This window comes from Streptomyces sp. VTCC 41912, from assembly GCF_045799175.1.
Lineage (GTDB): Bacteria > Actinomycetota > Actinomycetes > Streptomycetales > Streptomycetaceae > Streptomyces > Streptomyces albulus_C.
The window spans coordinates 38452-55296 of the sequence record NZ_JBJMAB010000039.1; the positions used below are offsets into that span (position 1 = coordinate 38452).

The 16845-nt window shown below is 71.8% G+C and carries 16 protein-coding genes; 3 read left to right on the top strand and 13 right to left on the bottom strand.

The genetic code is table 11. The annotated features are described in order from the left end of the window. Positions 1-71 precede the first annotated feature (71 nt). Complete coding sequence (locus ACJ6WD_RS34360) at positions 72-2597, bottom strand: ATP-dependent Clp protease ATP-binding subunit (protein ID WP_016576565.1); 2526 nt, start codon at positions 2595-2597, stop codon at positions 72-74. A gap of 497 nt (positions 2598-3094) precedes the next feature. Here ACJ6WD_RS34360 and ACJ6WD_RS34365 point away from each other — a divergent pair, with 497 nt between their 5' ends. Further along, positions 3095-3775 (top strand): SCO3374 family protein, encoded by a 681-nt coding sequence (locus ACJ6WD_RS34365; RefSeq protein ID WP_233661428.1) that lies wholly within the window; start codon positions 3095-3097, stop codon positions 3773-3775. Here the strand turns inward: ACJ6WD_RS34365 and ACJ6WD_RS34370 are convergent. The 10 genes from ACJ6WD_RS34370 to ACJ6WD_RS34415 form a co-directional block, all read right to left on the bottom strand. Beyond that, positions 3706-4038, bottom strand: a complete 333-nt coding sequence (locus tag ACJ6WD_RS34370; RefSeq protein ID WP_016576536.1) for an Lsr2 family protein — start codon at positions 4036-4038, stop codon at positions 3706-3708. The genes ACJ6WD_RS34365 and ACJ6WD_RS34370 overlap by 70 nt on opposite strands. Positions 4039-4195: 157 nt before the next feature. Then, positions 4196-4714, bottom strand: coding sequence for an amino-acid N-acetyltransferase (locus ACJ6WD_RS34375; RefSeq protein WP_016576535.1), 519 nt, complete (start codon positions 4712-4714; stop codon positions 4196-4198). Positions 4715-4723: 9 nt separating this feature from the next. Next, positions 4724-5194 (bottom strand): BlaI/MecI/CopY family transcriptional regulator, encoded by a 471-nt coding sequence (locus ACJ6WD_RS34380; RefSeq protein ID WP_233661455.1) that lies wholly within the window; start codon positions 5192-5194, stop codon positions 4724-4726. A gap of 169 nt (positions 5195-5363) precedes the next feature. Beyond that, positions 5364-5543, bottom strand: coding sequence for a hypothetical protein (locus ACJ6WD_RS34385; RefSeq protein WP_016576533.1), 180 nt, complete (start codon positions 5541-5543; stop codon positions 5364-5366). A gap of 60 nt (positions 5544-5603) precedes the next feature. Next, entirely contained in the window at positions 5604-6314 is a 711-nt protein-coding gene (locus ACJ6WD_RS34390) for a hypothetical protein (protein WP_407617206.1), read from the bottom strand. A 157-nt stretch (positions 6315-6471) separates the two neighbouring features. Next, entirely contained in the window at positions 6472-7269 is a 798-nt protein-coding gene (locus ACJ6WD_RS34395; protein WP_016576922.1) for a type III pantothenate kinase, read from the bottom strand. A gap of 2 nt (positions 7270-7271) precedes the next feature. After that, a complete protein-coding gene (nadC, locus tag ACJ6WD_RS34400; protein ID WP_407617198.1) occupies positions 7272-8345 on the bottom strand; it encodes a carboxylating nicotinate-nucleotide diphosphorylase in 1074 nt (357 codons plus the stop codon). Continuing rightward, positions 8342-10156, bottom strand: coding sequence for an L-aspartate oxidase (locus ACJ6WD_RS34405; RefSeq protein WP_407617199.1), 1815 nt, complete (start codon positions 10154-10156; stop codon positions 8342-8344). Before ACJ6WD_RS34405 ends, nadC begins: the two co-directional genes overlap by 4 nt. After that, the gene (panC, locus tag ACJ6WD_RS34410; RefSeq protein ID WP_407617200.1) at positions 10153-11346 is read right to left on the bottom strand and encodes a pantoate--beta-alanine ligase; all 1194 of its coding nucleotides are present in this window, start codon (positions 11344-11346) and stop codon (positions 10153-10155) included. The genes ACJ6WD_RS34405 and panC overlap by 4 nt, the downstream gene beginning before the upstream one ends. Next, positions 11343-12551 carry a Rossmann-like and DUF2520 domain-containing protein gene (locus tag ACJ6WD_RS34415; RefSeq protein ID WP_233661424.1) on the bottom strand — a complete coding sequence of 403 codons (1209 nt, stop codon included), beginning with the start codon at positions 12549-12551 and terminating at the stop codon, positions 11343-11345. The genes panC and ACJ6WD_RS34415 overlap by 4 nt, the downstream gene beginning before the upstream one ends. A gap of 249 nt (positions 12552-12800) precedes the next feature. Here ACJ6WD_RS34415 and ACJ6WD_RS34420 point away from each other — a divergent pair, with 249 nt between their 5' ends. After that, complete coding sequence (locus tag ACJ6WD_RS34420; RefSeq protein WP_407617201.1) at positions 12801-14012, top strand: threonine aldolase family protein; 1212 nt, start codon at positions 12801-12803, stop codon at positions 14010-14012. 217 nt (positions 14013-14229) lie between these two features. Here ACJ6WD_RS34420 and ACJ6WD_RS34425 read toward each other — a convergent pair whose 3' ends face one another. Continuing rightward, positions 14230-14592 carry a hypothetical protein gene (locus tag ACJ6WD_RS34425; protein WP_233661422.1) on the bottom strand — a complete coding sequence of 121 codons (363 nt, stop codon included), beginning with the start codon at positions 14590-14592 and terminating at the stop codon, positions 14230-14232. A 100-nt stretch (positions 14593-14692) separates the two neighbouring features. Between ACJ6WD_RS34425 and ACJ6WD_RS34430 the strand changes: the two genes are divergently transcribed. After that, the gene (locus ACJ6WD_RS34430; RefSeq protein WP_407617202.1) at positions 14693-15802 is read left to right on the top strand and encodes a DUF5937 family protein; all 1110 of its coding nucleotides are present in this window, start codon (positions 14693-14695) and stop codon (positions 15800-15802) included. Between the two features lie 229 nt (positions 15803-16031). Here the strand turns inward: ACJ6WD_RS34430 and ACJ6WD_RS34435 are convergent, their stop codons facing one another. Beyond that, entirely contained in the window at positions 16032-16727 is a 696-nt protein-coding gene (locus ACJ6WD_RS34435; RefSeq protein ID WP_233661453.1) for a glycoside hydrolase family 75 protein, read from the bottom strand. Between the last annotated feature and the right edge of the window lie 118 nt (positions 16728-16845).

A 16845-nucleotide genomic window follows, 5' to 3' on the forward strand; every position in this document is an offset into this window, starting at 1 on the left:
GGGCAACACAAAGCCGCCCCGGAACCGTCGATCGAACGGTGCCGGGGCGGCTTGGGTGTCTCAGGTGAGAACTACGCGTCCTTGCTCAGGTTGGGGCCGGAGCCACCCGTTGCGGATTCCACCGGCGGGGCGCTCGGCACCGCCGACTTCTCCTCGCCGCGGAAGGTGAACTTGGCGGACTCGCCCTCACCCTCCACGTCGACGACCACGATGTGGCCCGGACGCAGCTCGCTGAAGAGGATCTTCTCCGAGAGGGCGTCCTCGATCTCGCGCTGGATCGTGCGGCGCAGCGGACGGGCGCCGAGCACCGGGTCGTACCCGCGCTTGGCCAGCAGCGACTTGGCCTCGCTGCTGAGCTCGATGCCCATGTCGCGGTCCTTGAGCCGCTCGTCCACCTTGTTGATCATGAGGTCGACGATCTGGATGATGTCTTCCTCGGTGAGCTGGTGGAAGACGACGGTGTCATCGACACGGTTGAGGAACTCGGGCCGGAAGTGCTGCTTGAGCTCCTCGTTGACCTTGGCCTTCATCCGCTCGTAGCCGGTCTTGACGTCGCCCTGGGCGGCGAAGCCCAGGTTGAAGCCCTTGGAGATGTCCCGGGTGCCGAGGTTGGTGGTCATGATGATGACCGTGTTCTTGAAGTCCACGACCCGGCCCTGGGAGTCGGTCAGACGACCGTCCTCCAGGATCTGCAGCAGCGAGTTGAAGATGTCCGGGTGGGCCTTCTCGACCTCGTCGAAGAGGACCACCGAGAACGGCTTGCGCCGCACCTTCTCGGTCAGCTGGCCGCCCTCTTCGTAGCCCACGTAGCCGGGGGGCGAACCGAAGAGCCGCGAGACCGTGTGCTTCTCGCTGAACTCCGACATGTCGAGGGAGATCAGCGCGTCCTCGTCGCCGAAGAGGAACTCGGCGAGCGTCTTGGACAGCTCGGTCTTACCGACACCGGACGGACCGGCGAAGATGAACGAGCCACCGGGACGCTTGGGGTCCTTCAGGCCGGCACGGGTGCGGCGGATCGCCTGGGAGAGCGCCTTGATGGCGTCCTTCTGGCCGATGACGCGCTTGTGCAGCTCGTCTTCCATCCGCAGGAGCCGCGAGGACTCCTCCTCGGTGAGCTTGAAGACCGGGATGCCCGTCGCCGTGGCGAGGACCTCGGCGATCAGCTCCTCGTCGACCTCGGCGACGACGTCCATGTCGCCGGCCTTCCACTCCTTCTCCCGCTTCGCCTTCGCGGCCAGGAGCTGCTTCTCCTTGTCGCGCAGGCCGGCGGCCATCTCGAAGTCCTGCGAGTCGATCGCGGACTCCTTCTCGCGGCGCACGTCGGCGATCTTCTCGTCGAACTCGCGCAGGTCCGGCGGCGCGGTCATCCGGCGGATGCGCATCCGGGAACCGGCCTCGTCGATCAGGTCGATCGCCTTGTCCGGCAGGAAGCGGTCGGAGATGTAGCGGTCGGCGAGGGTGGCCGCGGCGACCAGGGCGGCGTCCGTGATGGACACGCGGTGGTGCGCCTCGTAGCGGTCCCGCAGGCCCTTGAGGATCTCGATGGTGTGCGGCAGCGACGGCTCGGCGACCTGGATCGGCTGGAAGCGGCGCTCCAGGGCCGCGTCCTTCTCCAGGTGCTTGCGGTACTCGTCGAGCGTCGTCGCACCGATGGTCTGCAGCTCGCCACGCGCCAGCATGGGCTTGAGGATGCTGGCCGCGTCGATGGCGCCCTCGGCGGCGCCCGCGCCGACCAGGGTGTGCAGCTCGTCGATGAACAGGATGATGTCGCCGCGGGTGCGGATCTCCTTGAGGACCTTCTTCAGGCGCTCTTCGAAGTCACCGCGGTACCGGGAGCCGGCGACCAGGGCACCCAGGTCGAGGGTGTAGAGGTGCTTGTCCTTGAGGGTCTCGGGCACCTCGCCCTTGACGATGGCCTGCGCCAGGCCCTCGACGACCGCCGTCTTGCCGACGCCGGGCTCGCCGATGAGGACCGGGTTGTTCTTGGTGCGGCGGGACAGCACCTGCATGACCCGCTCGATTTCCTTCTCGCGCCCGATGACCGGGTCGAGCTTGGTCTCCCGGGCGGCCTGCGTGAGGTTGCGGCCGAACTGGTCCAGGACGAGGGAGGTCGAAGGCGTGCCCTCGGCGGGACCGCCGGCGGTGGCGGCCTCCTTGCCCTGGTAGCCGGAGAGCAGCTGGATGACCTGCTGCCGCACCCGGTTCAGGTCGGCGCCCAGCTTCACGAGGACCTGGGCGGCGACGCCCTCGCCCTCGCGGATCAGGCCGAGCAGGATGTGCTCGGTGCCGATGTAGTTGTGGCCGAGCTGGAGGGCCTCGCGGAGCGACAGCTCCAGGACCTTCTTGGCACGGGGCGTGAAGGGGATGTGACCGGACGGGGCCTGCTGACCCTGACCGATGATCTCCTCCACCTGCTGGCGGACCGCCTCGAGCGAAATGCCGAGGCTCTCCAGGGCCTTAGCGGCGACACCCTCACCCTCGTGGATCAGACCCAGGAGGATGTGTTCGGTGCCGATGTAGTTGTGGTTGAGCATCCGGGCTTCTTCCTGAGCCAGGACGACAACCCGCCGCGCACGGTCGGTGAACCTCTCGAACATCGTTAATCGCTCCTCAGAGCGGTCAGGCAGTTAGGGGTCGGTCCCCTCCCTGTCCTTCCGCATGCTAGTCCCGCAGGGCGGGACAGCTCATTCCAACTGCCGACACCCGTCCGGATCACCCCGCTCCGACGGGGAAATTTACTGCCGAACAGCTGACATCTGCTCCAACTCGATGGTGCGAGACGATGTTCCCGCAGGCCAGGCATATACGCATGCCGCCACTACGCCCGTGGCGAACGCGCCCGTCGCCGACACACCGTCCGCCGCCGACCAAAACTGGCAACAAACTGCCGAGCGCGCCGGTCACAGCGTCCCTTCCCACTGAGACTTTCTTACCCGCTGCCACTGACACTCCATGCGGCGTGGGCGTTTTCCCTCCGCTACGGGCGAACACCCGCGCACCCCGGGATGCTTCCGCACTCCCCTCAGACGCACACGCAACGCAACCGTTCGCGTACGCCACGTAACCTTCCGCCGGGTCGGCAGTTGCACCGGGCATGGCCCCCGCGCTTCCGCGACCCCGTTCCCCCCGCCCCGCCGTCCGCCGGTGGTACGAGGACGAGCTGGGCTGGGCGACCACCGGCACGGAGCCGCTGGAGCTGCTCACGGGGGTGCGCTTCGACGTCCTGGAGATGCCCGCCGACGCGGGCGGCGCCGTGCTGCGGCGGGTGCCGCGGACCGGCCCGGTCGCACTGTTGCGGCCCGGACGGGGCGGGAAGGCGGCACAGGATCGACCGAAACTGCTCCTGCTCATCGCGGCCGGCGGCGCGGAGGAACTCCCGGGGATCCTGGACTGGCTGGAGTGGGGCACCCTGGCGGCGGATCTCACCGCGCGCGGGGCCGGCGGGCGGATGCCGGCACCGGCGCTGCCCTCACGGGGCCGTGCGTCGTGCGGCTGTGGCCCGCGGGAGGCCGCGGGGTGGGTGCGGCCTCCCCGGCCTGGGTACGAGGCGGAGAATTCCCTGCCCACCACGGGGATCGGGGCGGGAATCGGGGACGGTGGGGGCGCCCCCGACCTCGTACGGCTCGTGAGCACGGCGGCAACGGAGTGCCACCGGGCCCGATTGGTACGTGCTCGTAATGGCCAATCGGATCGCGCGTACGGCGATCAGCCGTTGGCCTTCTCGAATGCCTCGCGAATGTCGGCGGGGACACGGCCGCGGTCATTGACGTTGTAGCCGTTCTCCTTCGCCCAGGCGCGGATCTTCGCGGTGTCCGGGGAGCCGGCGGAAGCCGCGCGGGCCTTGCCGCGACCAGCGGAACGGCCACCGGTCTTGCGGCCGGCCTTCACGAAGTCGGCGAGCGAGTCGCGAAGCTTGTCGGCGTTGGCGTCGGAGAGGTCGATCTCGTAGGACTTACCGTCGAGAGCGAACGTCACGGTCTCGTTGGCCTCGCCACCGTCGAGGTCGTCGACAAGAAGAACCTGAACCTTCTGTGCCACCAGGATTCCCTTTCATCGAATGCGGATTACGACGGAAAGCAAACCGCTTTTCCGGGAAAAACACAAACCCTTGGGTAGGGTTCACTTGCCCACGCAGCGGGGAACGCATGCTTCCGTAGCCATGAGATAGGGGAGCGATTCGGACATAGAACGCTGATCACAGGTGCAGAAGCATGCGGCTGTTGCCCAGGGTGTTGGGCTTCACTCGTTCGAGCCCGAGGAACTCGGCAACGCCCTCGTCATAGGAACGCAGCAGTTCGCTGTAGACATCCCCGTCTACGGGTGTCTCGCCGATCTCCACGAAGCCGTGCTTGGCGAAGAAGTCGACTTCGAAGGTGAGGCAGAAAATTCGCCGCACTCCCAGCCAGCGGGCGGTGGCCAGCAGCTTGGCCAGTACCTGGTGGCCGACCCCGGTGCCGCGTTCCGTCCGGTCCACCGCCAGGGTGCGGACCTCGGCCAGGTCTTCCCACATGACGTGCAGTGCTCCGCAGCCGACGACCTCGCCGTCCTCGTCCCGCTCCGCCACCCAGAACTCCTGGATGTCCTCGTAAAGCGTGACGGTGGCTTTGTCGAGCAGGATCCCGTCGCGCGAGTAGGCGTCGATGAGGCGGCGGACCGCCGGTACATCGCTGGTCCGGGCACGGCGGACGGTGAGGCCTTTTGAATGCGCTGGCATGCCCGGACGCTATCGCTCCTTGCCGCCGGGCTCCGCTCCGGGTTCAACTCCTTCGCCGGCCGGCGCTTCATCCGCGGCTTGCGGCTCTTCTTCCCGGGCCGGTTCCCCGGAGTGTTCCGGGGCCGCTGGCTGTTCTTCCGCGGCTACCGGCCGATCGTCGACCTGCACCATCCGTACGGCATCGCGGAGGGCTTGCCGTTGTTCCTGCGACATCATGCCGAAGAAGGCCACTAGTGCGGCCGCGGGGTTGTCACTGGCGGACCACGCTTCGTTCATCAGTGCGGCCGAGTAGGCGGCGCGAGTGGAGACCGCCTCATATCGATAGGCGCGGCCTTCGGCTTCGCGGCGCACCCAGCCCTTCTGATGCAGGTTGTCCAATACGGTCATGACCGTGGTGTAGGCGATCGACCGTTCCTTCTGGAGATCCTCCAGAACTTCTCGAACGGTCACCGGGCGGTTCCACTCCCAGACCCGCGTCATCACCGCGTCTTCCAGATCACCCAAGCGTCTCGGCACACAAGAAGAATAGTGGGAGATGTCGCGAATGCCGGTTGATCTGGTTGCGTTTGGTCCGGAAAAAGGAAGTACGGCCCGGGACGGTCAATCCCGGGCCGTACTGAGCGGGTGATCCGCCGGAAATGGGGGCGGTTCAGGCGCCGAACGCCTTGGGTTCCTGCCCGGCGGCCTCGGCGCGGGCGAACGCCTCGTCGACGGCCGCGTCCTCCTTCGACTTGTTCTGACCGCCCTGGCTCTTGATCATCGTGACGATCAGGCAGGTGAAGGCGACGGCCATCACTACGGGCGGGAGCAACGCGGCAACGTAATCCATGGCATGGGCCTCCTTCAGGGCATGAGCCCGCGACGAGTACCCCGCCAGAGTACGCAGCGCTCAGGCGGTGCGGGTCTCCGGGGGCGGCACCGGCTTGCGGCGGGGCGGGAACACCTCGCCCGGCGTCGGGATCGGGCGGTCGGGCCGGGGCTCCCCGGGTCGCTGCCCGGGCTTGGGCGGCTCCCGGCGGGGCCCCGGCCGGGGTTCCCGTTGGGGGTCCTGCTTCGGGTCCGCCTCGGAGCCCGTCCCGGCGGCGGCGCCGCGGGAGGCCAGACCGGAAGGGCGCGGGCGGGCGCCGGTGCGGCCGTTCACCGGGGCGTCCGGAAAGGCGCCCGAGCGGCCGCCGGGCAGCGCGCGCAGCCGGGCCCGTACGGATTGCTCGGCCAGGCGCTCGCAGTGCCGCAGGAGGGCGCTGCGGCGTTTGCGCTCGGCCTCTACGGCGGGCCGGGTGAGCAGCGAGCGCAGCGCGGCGAGGTCGTCGGGGCCGGGGACGTGACCGGCCGCCAGCACCTCCTGGAGCCGCGCGAGGTAGCCGGTGGCGGCGCCGGGCAGGGCGTCGCGGTAGCGGGCGAGGTCGGCGAGCAGGAAGGCGCGCAGGCGGGCGCCTTCGCGGACCGCCTCGTCCACCGCCTCCGCCAGCCGGAGGTATTCCTGGACGTCCTGCGACCGGTCGGGGGCGGGGACGCCGAGGGGCGCGGCGCGGGAGGTCGTCTGGAGGGCATGGGCGAGGGCGCGACGGAGAACACGCAACTCATCGGCGCCGAAGGCCATGCCGCCGCGGGATCCGTATGGCATTGGCATGCCGCGACTTTACGACTAATCCGGACAAAAGCCTCTTAATTTGGATCGGTGGCGCGGCAGCGGGGCGCGCGTCACACGGGCGCGCCAGTACGGCACCGGTCGCGCCCCTGCTGCCCGCGGGCCGTGGTTACAGCCGGCCCACGTTGCGCTCGTACACCAGCCGCAGGCCGATGAGGGTGAGCCAGGGCTCGTGCTCGTCGATCACCGAGGACTCGCCGAGCACCATCGGGGCCAGCCCGCCGGTGGCGATCACCGTCACGTCGTCGGGGTCGTCGGCCAGTTCCCGGGCCATCCGCTGCACCACGCCGTCCACCTGGCCGGCGAAGCCGTAGAGGATTCCGGACTGCATCGCCTCGACGGTGTTCTTGCCGATGACGCTGCGCGGCCGGGCCAGCTCGATCTTGCGGAGCTGGGCGCCCTTGACGCCCAGCGCGTCCACGGAGATCTCGATGCCGGGGGCGATCACGCCGCCCACGTACTCCCCGCGGGCGCTCACCGCGTCGAAGGTGGTCGCGGTGCCGAAGTCGACGACGACCGCGGGGCCGCCGTACAGCTCGACGGCGGCCAGCGCGTTGATGATCCGGTCCGCGCCGACCTCCTTGGGGTTGTCCATGAGGATCGGCACGCCCGTCTTGACGCCTGGTTCCACCAGGACGGCCGGGACGTCCCCGTAGTAGCGGCGGGTCACCTCGCGCAGCTCGTGGAGCACCGAGGGGACCGTGGAGCAGATGGAGATGCCCTCGATGTTGTCGCCCAGGTCGTCCCCGAGCAGCGGGTGCATGCCCATCAGTCCCTGGAGCAGGACGGCCAGTTCGTCGGCGGTCCGCCGGGAGTCGGTGGAGATCCGCCAGTGCTCGACGATCTCGTCGCCGTCGAACAGGCCCAGCACGGTGTGCGTGTTGCCTACGTCGATGGTCAGCAACATGGTCAGCGGCTCTCGTCGTCGTGCGGGCCGGCGGGGGCGTCGGCGTCGTCGGCGTCGTCGCCCTCGCGCAGGTCCAGGCCGATGTCGAGGACCCGGGCGGAGTGGGTGAGCGCGCCCACCGCCAGGTAGTCGACGCCGGTCCGGGCGTATGCGGCGGCGTTGTCGAGGGAGAGTCGGCCGGAGGACTCCAACATCGCGCGGCCGGCGACCAGTTCGACCGCCTCGCGGGTCTGCTCCGGCGTGAAGTTGTCCAGCAGGATCAGGTCGGCGCCCTCGGCGAGGATCGGCGGGATCTGGTCGATCCGGTCGACCTCGACCTCGATCGGCACGCCGGGGAACTCGGTCCGCACGGCCGTGAACGCCTCCGCGACGCCGCCCGCCGCCACGACGTGGTTGTCCTTGATGAGCGCCGCGTCGGACAGCGACATCCGGTGGTTGACGCCGCCGCCGCAGCGCACCGCGTACTTCTCCAGGGCACGCAGGCCCGGCGTCGTCTTACGGGTGTCGCGGACCCTGGCGTCGGTGCCGTCGAGGACGTCCGCCCAGGCGCGCGTCAGGGTGGCGATGCCGGACAGCCGGCCCAGGAGGTTGAGCGCGCTGCGCTCGGCGGTGAGCAGGTCGCGGGTGCGCGTGGTGACGGACAGCAGCTTCTGGCCGGCCACGACGCGCTCGCCGTCCTCGACGTGCCGCTCGACGGCGAACTCGTCGGTGCACACCACGGACAGCACGGCTTCGGCGATCCGCAGGCCGGCGATCGTGCCGTCCTCGCGGGCCGTGAAGTCCCCGGTGGCGACGGCGTCTTCGGGGACGGTCGCCACGGTGGTCACGTCCACGCCCTGGTCGAGGTCCTCCTCGATGGCCATGTGCGCGATGTCCTCCACCTGGACGGGGTCGAGCCCGGCGGCCAGCAGGAGCGCGGCCAGGTCGGGGTCGAGCCCGCAGGTCAGCGGGTCCAGCTCGTAGCCTTCGCCGTCGCCGGCGGCGCACCCGCAGGCGTCGCCGCAGCCTCCACCGGCGGGAGCGGCGCCGGGCCGGCCGATCTGGAGGAGGGGGAGGTCGTCGGGGGTGCTGCTCACGGGGTGGGCTCCGTATCGGGAGTGGGGGCGGGCTGAGGGGCGGTGCCGGCGGTCGGCGGGAAGCCGGCGGTCTGTGTGATGCGGACGTTCAGGGTGCGGTCGGCGCCCAGGGTGATGCGGAAGTGCCGGCGCCACAGGGCATCGTCGCGGTCCGGGTGGTCCTCGCGCCAATGGCAGCCGCGGGTCTCCTCGCGGCGCCGTGCGGCGGCGACCAGGACGCGGGCGACGCACAGCAGGTTGGTGGCCTCCCAGGCTTCCACACCGGGCTCGGGGGCCTTGACGACGGCCGGGGAGGCGTCCACGGCCGCCTCGGCGGCCTCCCGCTGGAGGCGGTCGAGGTCGTCGGCGGCCCGGGCGAGGCTGGCCGCGCTGCGCAGCACGCCGGCACCGGCGCTCATGATCCGTTGGACGGCGGCGCGGGCCTCGGGCACCAGGAGGGGCAGCGGGGCGCGGGCCTCCACGGGGGCGGCGGCCGGGGCCGTCGTCCCGTTGGCGGTGATGTCCGCGGCGATCCGCTCGGCGAACACCAGGCCCTCCAGGAGGGAGTTGGAGGCCAGCCGGTTGGCGCCGTGGACGCCGGTGCAGGCCACCTCGCCGCACGCGTACAGGCCGGGCACGGTGGTCCGGCCGTGGAGGTCGGTGCGGACGCCGCCGGAGGCGTAGTGGGCGGCCGGGGCGACCGGGATCGGCTCGGTGACCGGGTCGATGCCGTGCGCGCGGCAGGCGGCCAGGATGGTCGGGAAGCGGTGCTCCCACATCGGGGCGCCGAAGTGCCGGGCGTCCAGGTACATGTGCTCGGCGCCCTGCTCCTGGGCGCGGCGCATGATCGCCTTGGCCACGATGTCGCGCGGGGCGAGTTCGGCGAGTTCGTGCTGGCCGACCATGAAGCGGGTGCCGTCCGCGTCGACCAGGTGGGCGCCCTCGCCGCGCACGGCCTCGGAGATCAGCGGCTGTTGGCCCTCCGCGTCCGGCCCCAGGTAGAGCACGGTCGGGTGGAACTGGACGAATTCGAGGTCCGAGACCTCGGCGCCGGCGCGCAGCGCCAGGCCCACCCCGTCGCCGGTGGAGACGGGCGGGTTGGTGGTCGCGGAGAACACCTGGCCCATGCCGCCGGTGGCGAGCACCACCGCCGGCGCGTGGACGGCGCCGACGCCGTCGTGCTGGCCCTCCCCCATGACGTGCAGGGTGACGCCGGCCGTGCGGCCCTCGGCGTCCGTGAGGAGGTCGAGGACCAGGGCGTTCTCGATGGTGCGCAGGTCCGCCGGTCGTCCGCCGTCGTCGGTCGAGGGGGCGGCGGGTGCGCCGCTGCCGGCCGCGCGGACCGCGGCGACCAGCGCGCGGGAGATCTCCGCCCCGGTCGCGTCGCCGCCGGCGTGCGCGATCCGGCGGCGGTGGTGGCCGCCCTCCCTGGTGAGCGCGATCTCGTCGCTCCCGGGGGCGGTGTCGAAGCGGGCGCCGGCGGCGATCAGCCGGTGGACGGCGTCCGGGCCCTCGGTCACCAGCGTCCGCACGGCCTCCTCGTCGCACAGGCCGGCGCCCGCTACGAGGGTGTCGGCCAGGTGCTGTTCGGGGCTGTCGCCGTCCCCCAGGGCCGCGGCGATCCCGCCCTGCGCCCAACGGGTGGAGCCGTCGTCGAGCCGGGCCTTGGTGACGACGACGGTGCGGCGGCCGGCGGCGGCGCAGCGCAGCGCGGCGGTCAGCCCGGCGACGCCGGAGCCGACCACGACGACGTCCGCCGTGATGGACCAGCCGGGGGCGGGGGCGGTGAGGCGTATGCCGGTGGGGCCGGTGGCGGTTCCGGTAGCGGTCATCGGGTCGCTCCGAGGGGGCCTTGGGGTGGAGTGGACTTCTTGGTGTTCCGAGGGGCCGCTGCGGCCGTGGGCTCCTGGGAGGCGGCCGGCTCCTCCTGGGAGGCGGTGTGCGGCTCCTGGGCGACGGCCGGCGACGGGGCCTCGCCGGCGGGGAACACGAGCCGGATGTTGTCGATGAGCCGGGTGGTGCCCACCTTCGCGGCCACCGCGAGGATCGCCTCGCCCGCGTACCCGTCCCGGACCTCGGTGAAGTCGCGCGGGTCGATCAGCGCCAGGTAGTCCAGGTCGAGCGGCGGGTCCAGGTGGGCGGCGTCCTCCAGCACCACGCCGGCGGCGGCGCGGGCCACGGACGGGCCGTGCAGGGGGCCGGCGGCGTAGGCGACGGCGTGCGCGTCGGCGGCGGCCCGGTCCTCACCGAGGGCGGCGAGTGCCGCGGAACGGTCCTGTCCGGGGTGTCCGGCGGAGGCGGCGCGGTCACGCAGCGCCTCCTCGGCGGTGAGCCGGTCGCGGGCGGCGAACAGCGCCGCGGACAGCGCGAGCGCGGTGTGGCGCTCCGGGCCGGACAGGTAGCGGTTGCGGCTGGAGCGGGCCAGCCCGTCGGCCTCCCGGACCGTGGCGACGCCGACGATCTCGACCGGGAAGTTCAGGTCGGCCGCCATCCGCCGGATGACGGCGAGCTGCTGGGCGTCCTTCTCCCCGAAGAACGCCAGGTCCGGCGCGGTCAGATGGAGCAGCTTGGCGACGACGGTGAGGACCCCGTCGAAGTGCCCGGGGCGGCTGGCGCCCTCCAGGACGGTGCCCATGGGGCCGGCGGAAATGCGGATCTGCGGTTCCCCGCCCGGGTAGACCTCGTCGGCCGACGGCGCGAAGACGGCGTCGGCGCCCGCCCCGGCGGCCAGCACCACGTCGTCGTCCAGGGTCCGCGGGTAGCGGTCGAGGTCCTCGCCCGCCCCGAACTGCAGGGGGTTGACGAACACCGTGACCACCACCTGGCCCTGCGGTCCGACCCGCTCCCGGGCGGCGCGGATCAGGGCGGCGTGCCCCTCGTGCAGCGCACCCATGGTCATGACAACGGCGCGGACGCCGCTGCGACGTGGCAGTGCCCGCAGCTCCGCGGCGGTGTGGACGAGCTCGGGACCCGGCGCCGGTCGGGCGACGCCCGGGGACGGGCTGACGGGCGAGGAGGTCATGAGCCGCCTCCGTGGGGGCCGTGGTCGGGGGACGCGGGGTCGTCGGGGGATGTGGAGTCGTCGGGGGCCGTGGGATCGGCCGGGGAACCGGAACCGTCCGGGGCCGTGGGGCCGGCGGCGCTCTTGGGGCCGGTGCTCTTGGGGCCGGTGCTCTTGGGGCCGGTGGCCTGCGGTTCGCCGGTGGGGTGGTCGGCGGCTTCGGGCTGCTGGCCCTCGGTGCCTTCGGGGCCGTCGGTGCCTTCGGAGTCGTCGGGGGAGCCCTGCTCCCCCGGGCGCGCGCCCGGGCCGGTGCCGCTGTCGGGAGCGGGACCCGCGAGCACGTCCAGCAGTTCCTCGGCCAGTTCCGGCTTGAGCAGACCGTGCGCGAGCGCCCGGTCCGCGGTCGTTCGGGCCATGGCCAGGTAGCCGGCGAGGGCCTGTGGGGCGTGCGTGCGCAGCTCCGCCACGTGGGCCGCGACCGTGCCGGCGTCACCCCGGGCGACCGGGCCCGTCAGGGCGGCGTCACCGGACCGCAGTGCGTTGTCCAGGGCCGCGCCGAGCAGCGGGCCGAGCATCCGGTCCGGGGCCTGCACCCCGGCCTTCTGGAGCAGTTCCATGGCCTGCGCCACCAGGGTGACCAGGTAGTTCGCGCCGATGGCGAGCGCCGCGTGATAGAGCGGACGGGCAGACTCCGCGATCCACTCGGGCTCCCCGCCCATCTCGATGACCAGCGCCTCCGCGGCCATCCGCAGCTCCTGCGGGGCGGTCACCCCGAACGGGCAACCGGCCAGCCGCTGCACGTCCACGGACGTCCCGGTGAACGTCATGGCCGGGTGCAGGGCCAGTGGCAGCGCACCGGCCCTGGTCGCCGGCTCCAGCACGGCCGTTCCGAAACGGCCGGAGGTGTGCACCAGCAGCTGCCCCGGCCGTACGGCACCGGTCTCGACGAGTCCCGCCACCAGGTCGGCCAGGGCGTCGTCGGGGACGGTCAACAACACGAGGTCGGCACGGGCGAGCACCTCGCCCGGGGTGACCAGCGGGACGCCGGGCAGCATCTCGGCGGCGCGCCGGACGGAGGCGTCGGAGACCCCCGAGACGGCCACCGGACGATGCCCCGCGAGCTGCAGCGCCGCGGCGAGCGCGGGCCCGACGCGACCTGCGCCGACGACTCCGACCGTGAGTCGGGCGGGCCGGTCCTGGGCCTCGGTGGATGGATGTGGGTTCACGGGGCGACGGCCTTCCGTTCCAGTCCGCGAGGGGTACCGGACGATTCGTCGCCATGCTACGCGAGTGCCTCCCACCGCCCGGAGAGCCGTACAGAGGGTGAGACGAGGGTCTCGAAGGACAACCGGAACACCCCACTCCGCACCGGTTCGGAGAGTTATCCACAGCCCTCGCGGCGCCATCGCCGGCTGGGCGATGATCGGTCCAGACACCCCGCGCGGACGGCGCGGGACGAAGCGAAGGCGGGGGCCATGACTGAGAACGGGCAGCAGCACACGACGGGGCTCGACGCTCCACCCGCGGACGGCGGGGCGCGCGACGCGGCCGACGACCGGGCACGACGGTTCGCCGCGTACCGCGGTGCGGTGCGGACGCTGTCCGGCTCCCGCCCACCGGAGACGCTCGCCGAGCGAATGGCCCGCCTGACGGCCGACGCCCCCGGCGCGTACGACCTCGACGACTGGCCGGACCTCTACGGCAACGGCGACGGCATCGTCGGCGCGTTGGAGCGCCGCACCGCCGAAGCCCTGGGCACCGCGGCCGCCGTGTTCTTCCCGACCGGCACGATGGCGCAGCAGGTGGCACTCCGCTGCTGGGCGGGCCGCACGGGCAACGCCACGGTCGCCGGCCACCCCCTGTCCCACCTGGAGGTCCACGAGCGCAACGCCTACGCCGTGGTCAGCGGACTGCGCATGGTTCATCCGACGAGCGCCCCGCGCCTACCGACGGCCGCGGAGGTCTACGACCTGGAGGAACCGTTCGGCGCCCTCGCCCTCGAACTCCCGCTGCGGGACGCCGGATACGTCCTCCCAAGCTGGCAGGAGCTGGAGTCGGTGGTCGCCGCGGCGCGGGACCTCGACGCGGTGGTGCACTTCGACGGCGCCCGACTCTGGGAGTGCACCACGCACTTCGGCAAGCCGCTCCCGGAGATCGCCGGCCTCGCGGACAGTGTCTACGTCTCCTTCTACAAGTCGCTGGGCGGCATCGCGGGCGCCGCCCTGGCGGGCGCCGAGGAGTTCGTCGCGGAAGCCCGCGCCTGGCGTCACCGCTACGGCGGCCAGGTGTTCCAGCAGTGGCCGACCGCCCTCGCCGCCCTGGTCGGGCTGGACCACGAGCTCCCTCGGCTGCCGGAGTACGCCGCCCGGGCCAAGACCGTCGCGCGGGCCCTGCGGGAGGGCCTGGCAGAGGCCGGCGTGCCGTGGTTCCGGGTGCACCCCGAAGAGCCGCACACCCACCAGTTCCAGCTGTGGCTGCCCCACTCACCGCAGGTGTTGAACGAAGCCGGCATCCGTCAGGCGGAGGAGACCCGCACGACGCTGTTCCAGCAGTGGTTCGAACCGGACTCGACCGGACCGCCCGGCGTGGCGATGACGGAGGTGACGGTCGCTTCCCCCGCACTGGAATGGACGGCTGAGGAGATACGCACGGCAGTGGGCGAGTTCGTCCGACGCATCGACGGCTGACGGTGGTGGCGGCGGTAGCGGTGGCGGCAGCGGCAGCAGCGGGACCGGTGGGAGCTACGCCTTCGCGGTACGTGCGGGGAACGGCCGTAGCCCGGTCGTTCCCACCTGTCGGGCTCCGGGGGGCCATTCCGGGTTGACTGCTCCGAGTTGGCTGCTCCGGGTTAGCTGCTCCGGGTTGGCGGGTGGCTGCTACGGGGACCGTTACCGCTCGCCCCGCTCAGGCATCGCTCGGTCCGGCGTTGGGTCGGCCCGCCAGGGTGGTGGTTGCACGGTTCGCGCCCGCGCGGGCGCCGGCCTCGCGGTGGGCGACCGGTCGGCCGGGAGCGGGACGGGCCGGTGCGGTGGCGCTGCCGTCCACGGGTCGGGCGCGGCGAACCAGCCGTGCTGCGATTCCTCGTGCGATCCGCCCGTCGCGCCCCCACCAGCGTTCCGCGGGATCGGTGACCACGGCCTTGAAGCGGCGCCACTGCCGGATCTCCCGGACGGTGCGGACGGTGGCCTCGCCCGGTGCGGGCGGGGCGACCTCGCCCCGCTGGGCGGCGCGGTAGCTGTCGAGGAGGTGCTGCTGCATGGTGTCCATGACCCTCACTGTGAGACCGCCGGACGACCCCTGGCGCGCCGATTGACGAGAGCCGTCAATCGACGACGCCGCAGGTCACGGCCTCGCGCATGATGGGTATATGGCCAACGTCATCGACATCACCGGGCTGCCGCGGGAGCGCCTCGTCTTCGCGCCCTCACCGCTGGCCGAGCTGGGTGCGGCGCTGCACGCGCTGTCCGAGCCGGGGCACCACCCCGGGCTGCACGGTTGGGTCACCGCGACCAACGCCGGACTGAAGACCGACCTGGCCGACCGGTTGTGCGAAGCGGACTTCCTGTGGCGGTCCGCCCGCTCGGACATCCTGCTGCCCACCCGCCCCGGAGCGACGCTCGCCGAGGAACTGGACGAGCTCGACGGGATCGACGACGAACGGTTCGTGGCCGCCGCATTCGAGATCAGCTGCTCACCCAAGTACACCCGCCCCACGCCGTCGCCCCTGGTCGACGAGCACGAGCGGGCACGCGTAAGGGAGATGGCGGCGGCTCGTGGACCGCGGCAGGCGGCGTTCACGGACCGGATGCTGACCGACCCCGACGGCCTGCGAGTGTGGCTGCGGCGCCTCTTCGAGGACTGCGAGGACGCGTTCTTCGGGGACATCTGGCGGCGGGTGAGCATCCAGCTGGCCGCCGACGCACGACACAAGTCCGAACTGCTGCGCCGCAAGGGGCTCGCGGAAACGCTGACCGCGACCTCACTGGCGCTGACCCTGGAGGAGGCCCAAGACGGCAGTGGCACCAGCCGCATCCTGGTCGACAAGCTGGCCAGTGGGCGCACGACCGGGTTCGCCGACCCGGCCGACCCCGGCCTCACATTCATCCCGACGTCGTTCGGTTGGCCGCACCTGGTGTTCAGCCACGCACCCGGCTGGCGCCCGGTGCTCCAATACCCGGTCGCAAGCCCGGAGTTGCCTGTGCCCGCCACGCTGGAACTCGTCCAGCAACGGCTGGAGGCGCTCGGTCACCCGATGCGGATGCAGCTGTGCCGCACCCTCTCGCGGGGACCGCACACGACCGGGGAACTGGCGACCACGTTCGGCATCACGTCGCCGGAGGTGTCGCGTCACATCGCGGTGCTGAAGAAGGCCGGCCTGCTCCAGACCCGGCGCCGCGGGCGGTACGTCCTGCACCAGCTGGACCTCCAGGTAGTGGCCCGACTGGGCAGCGACTTCCTTGAGGGCGTACTGCGCTGAGCCGACCGGTCACGCCTGACGGCGATCGGGGCGGGAGGGGAGGAGGGGTGGCGCGGGGTGCGGGGAGGAGGGTGAGGCGGAGGGCCGGGGGGTGGAGGGGTGGGGGGAACGACGGAAGACGTCGAACCACCGCCGACCACCAAACGACACAACCCCAATAACAGCCCGCCCCCACCCCCACCCCATTCCTCCCCCAGCCCCCATTCCCCACCCCTCGCCCCACCCCCCTTCAGTTCTCCTGTAGGAACTTCTTCGCCAGGGCGTCGCCGCGGCTCACCGCGTCGGCGTGGTTCTCGATGGGGGACGCCTTGGAGTTCTTGAACAGCACGTAGGTGACGCCCGAGTCCGCGCCGCCGGTCTCCGGGTTGGGGTCGATGCCCAGTCCCTTGGCGGCCGCGTAGGACGCCTCGCCGATGATCTTTTCGGGGCCGGTGTCCCCGACGACGGCGTATTCGACCTGGTTGTTGTAGATGAGGGCGACCACGCCGCCGCCCTTGATGCCCGCGGACTCGTAGTTCCAGATGCCGCTGGTGCTGGGCACGACGACGTAGGGCAGCTTCGCGGCGTTCAGTGGCTTGCCGTCGGACTGGTGGAAGCGGGTGTCGTCCTGGAACCAGGGGTCGGTGTCGGCGTTGCACTGCGAGGTGATCTGCCCGTCGCAGTCGATGTCCATGTCGGCCTTCCAGAAGACGGCGCCGTTCTTGCCGCAGACCGGGACGGTGGCCGAGGTCTCCTCGTCGGTCCGGTACTTGCCGTTGGAGATCTGTTGGCAGTCTTTGAGTTTGGCAAGCAGTTGGGCCGCGGAGACCGATCCTTCCTGGAGGGCGGCGTGCGGTGCGGCCCGGTGGGCGGTCGGCTGGGCGGTGGCGGGCAGGGCTGCGGCGGCGAGGAGGGCGGCGCCGGAGGCGGTGGCGAGGGCGAACATGCTTCTGCGCACGGGGAACCCTTCTGTTAGGAAAGTTTCCTTACCGCGCGCCAATCTGGCCGTTCTTACGTGTCCGCGTCAATGCGCGTACCGGCCACGCCACGCTCCCGGACCAGGT

Excerpts from the sequence above, each read along its gene's own strand:
- ACJ6WD_RS34395 (WP_016576922.1), bottom strand. The coding sequence starts at position 7,269 with ATGTTGCTGACCATCGACGTAGGCAACACGCACACCGTGCTGGGCCTG.
- ACJ6WD_RS34380 (WP_233661455.1), bottom strand. The coding sequence starts at position 5,194 with ATGACGCGGGTCTGGGAGTGGAACCGCCCGGTGACCGTTCGAGAAGTT.
- ACJ6WD_RS34420 (WP_407617201.1), top strand. The coding sequence starts at position 12,801 with ATGACTGAGAACGGGCAGCAGCACACGACGGGGCTCGACGCTCCACCC.
- ACJ6WD_RS34390 (WP_407617206.1), bottom strand. The coding sequence starts at position 6,314 with ATGGCCTTCGGCGCCGATGAGTTGCGTGTTCTCCGTCGCGCCCTCGCC.
- ACJ6WD_RS34430 (WP_407617202.1), top strand. The coding sequence starts at position 14,693 with ATGGCCAACGTCATCGACATCACCGGGCTGCCGCGGGAGCGCCTCGTC.
- ACJ6WD_RS34385 (WP_016576533.1), bottom strand. The coding sequence starts at position 5,543 with ATGGATTACGTTGCCGCGTTGCTCCCGCCCGTAGTGATGGCCGTCGCC.
- ACJ6WD_RS34360 (WP_016576565.1), bottom strand. The coding sequence starts at position 2,597 with ATGTTCGAGAGGTTCACCGACCGTGCGCGGCGGGTTGTCGTCCTGGCT.
- ACJ6WD_RS34375 (WP_016576535.1), bottom strand. The coding sequence starts at position 4,714 with ATGCCAGCGCATTCAAAAGGCCTCACCGTCCGCCGTGCCCGGACCAGC.
- ACJ6WD_RS34435 (WP_233661453.1), bottom strand. The coding sequence starts at position 16,727 with ATGTTCGCCCTCGCCACCGCCTCCGGCGCCGCCCTCCTCGCCGCCGCA.
- ACJ6WD_RS34425 (WP_233661422.1), bottom strand. The coding sequence starts at position 14,592 with ATGGACACCATGCAGCAGCACCTCCTCGACAGCTACCGCGCCGCCCAG.
- ACJ6WD_RS34405 (WP_407617199.1), bottom strand. The coding sequence starts at position 10,156 with ATGACCGCTACCGGAACCGCCACCGGCCCCACCGGCATACGCCTCACC.
- panC (WP_407617200.1), bottom strand. The coding sequence starts at position 11,346 with ATGACCTCCTCGCCCGTCAGCCCGTCCCCGGGCGTCGCCCGACCGGCG.
- ACJ6WD_RS34365 (WP_233661428.1), top strand. The coding sequence starts at position 3,095 with ATGGCCCCCGCGCTTCCGCGACCCCGTTCCCCCCGCCCCGCCGTCCGC.